Here is a 2,300-nt window from a genome sequence, read left to right on the forward strand (position 1 = left end):
ATTGGGTTGCCTCTTAAGTGGGCATTATTCATCTAGTCGCTTACTTAAATTCTAAGCTTTAGATCTTTTTAATGGTAATGAAGTAAGCGACACAGATCTCACTTAGAATGTCGACTGAATTTGTTTTGCATTGCGACTCGCTTTTGTTGGGCGATTCGTGATAAGAAATGCACATAATCTTGATTAAGAAATCAGTCTTTTTGCCCCGTTTTTTGGAAGCGATATATGCATATTCATATCTTAGGAATTCGTGGCACCTTTATGGGTGGTGCAGCGGTGTTAGCCCGTCAATTAGGTCATAAAGTGACAGGTTGTGATGCCAATGTTTACCCGCCAATGAGCACGCTCTTAGAGTCTCAAGGAATCGAAATTATTGAAGGTTTTGATCCGAGCCAATTAGAGCCGAGACCTGACTTGGTGGTGATTGGCAATGCGATGAGTCGTGGCAATCCGTGCGTTGAATATGTTCTAGATAACAATCTTAAATACACCTCTGGTCCTCAGTGGCTACAAGAGTTCCTGCTGCATGACCGCTGGGTTCTCGCGGTGTCCGGCACTCATGGTAAAACCACCACGGCCAGTATGTTGGCGTGGGTTCTAGAAGATTGTGGCTATGCGCCGGGCTTCTTAGTCGGCGGAGTGCTGGGTAACTTTGGCATCTCAGCGCGACTGGGTGAAAGCATGTTCTTTGTCGTGGAGGCCGACGAGTACGACAGTGCTTTTTTTGATAAGCGTTCTAAGTTTGTTCATTATCACCCACGCAATTTGGTGATGAACAATCTTGAGTTTGATCATGCGGATATTTTCGACGGTCTTGAGGCGATTAAGCGCCAGTTCCACCATCTGATTCGAACCGTGCCGGGCAATGGACGAATTTTCGCACCAAAACAGGATAGTGCTCTTGAAGATGTACTGTCTCGCGGCTGTTGGAGTGAAACGGAAGTTGCTGGTGAAGAGGCGGATTGGCGCGCTGAAAAGCTAGTCAAAGATGGCTCTCAGTTCAAAGTGTACTTCCAAGAAGAGTGTGTCGGTCAGGTTGATTGGCCGCTGGTGGGGGATCACAACGTCAATAATGCCTTGATGGCGATCGCAGCAGCAAGACATGTCGGCGTGACTCCGGATCTGGCGTGTGAGTCTTTAGCAAAATTTATTAATACTAAGCGACGCCTCGAGCTAAAAGGGGAAGTCGCGGGCGTGACGGTCTACGACGATTTTGCACATCACCCAACTGCAATTGAACTTACTTTGGGTGGCCTACGTAATAAGGTCGGCAACAACAAAATTATCGCAGTGTTAGAGCCTCGCTCTGCTACGATGAAACGAGGCGTGCACAAAGAAACCCTTGCTGATTCATTGAAGCAAGCAGACAGCACTTTCTTATTCCAACCAGACAACATTGATTGGTCGGTTAAAGATGTCGCAGACGCTTGTCATCAGCCCGCTGTTGTCAGTGACAACCTAGATGCCTTAGTCGCAAGTATTGTTGAGCAAGCGCAATCTGGTGACCAAATTTTGGTGATGAGCAATGGTGGTTTTGGTGGTATTCATCAGAAATTACTTGATGGATTGGCGGCCAAAGGTTAAATACACGCGTTCTAATCGATTTAAGAAGTACAAGAGATCATGACCAAACAGAGTAAAGCGATTACCCTCGCATTCACTGGCGCTTCTGGTGCCCCATATGGTTTGCGCTTACTAGAGTGCCTACTCGCCGCTGACTATCAGGTGTACCTGTTGATATCGTCAGCCGCCAGAGTGGTGCTTGCAACCGAACATGATCTCAAACTGCCTTCAGGTCCCGATGCGGCCAAAGCGGCATTGGTTAAACACCTAAATTGCGACCCTGAGCGTTTGGTTGTGTGTGGTAAAGACGATTGGTTCTCTCCTGTTGCGTCAGGCTCTGCTGCACCGAAGCAGATGGTGGTTTGTCCATGCTCGGCAGGGAGTGTTGCATCAATTGCCCACGGTATGTCAGATAACTTGATTGAACGCGCTGCGGATGTTGTCATGAAAGAGCGCGGCCAACTGCTGTTAGTGGTTCGAGAGACGCCATTCTCGACGCTACACTTGGAAAATATGCACAAACTCTCGACTATGGGAGTGACCATCATGCCCGCAGCTCCTGGTTTTTATCATCAGCCAAAATCGATCGATGACCTTGTCGATTTCATGGTGGCTCGTATTCTTGACCACCTAGGTATTGAGCAGGGTTTAGTACCAAGATGGGGCTACGATCAGCGCCATTAAGGCGAACTTTGTAGCTTATTGGTTAAAATACAATTACAATTCTGCTCACTCAT

Annotated in this window: 2 protein-coding genes; both read left to right on the forward strand. The window is 47.4% G+C overall.

The genetic code is table 11. The features are described from left to right. Positions 1-225: 225 nt before the first annotated feature. Positions 226-1,584, forward strand: coding sequence for a UDP-N-acetylmuramate:L-alanyl-gamma-D-glutamyl-meso-diaminopimelate ligase (gene mpl, locus KIV40_RS28545; RefSeq protein WP_285352591.1), 1,359 nt, complete (start codon positions 226-228; stop codon positions 1,582-1,584). Between the two features lie 39 nt (positions 1,585-1,623). Beyond that, entirely contained in the window at positions 1,624-2,247 is a 624-nt protein-coding gene (locus tag KIV40_RS28550) for a flavin prenyltransferase UbiX (protein ID WP_032553282.1), read from the forward strand. Positions 2,248-2,300 lie beyond the last annotated feature (53 nt).

The organism is Vibrio sp. D173a, from assembly GCF_030248475.1.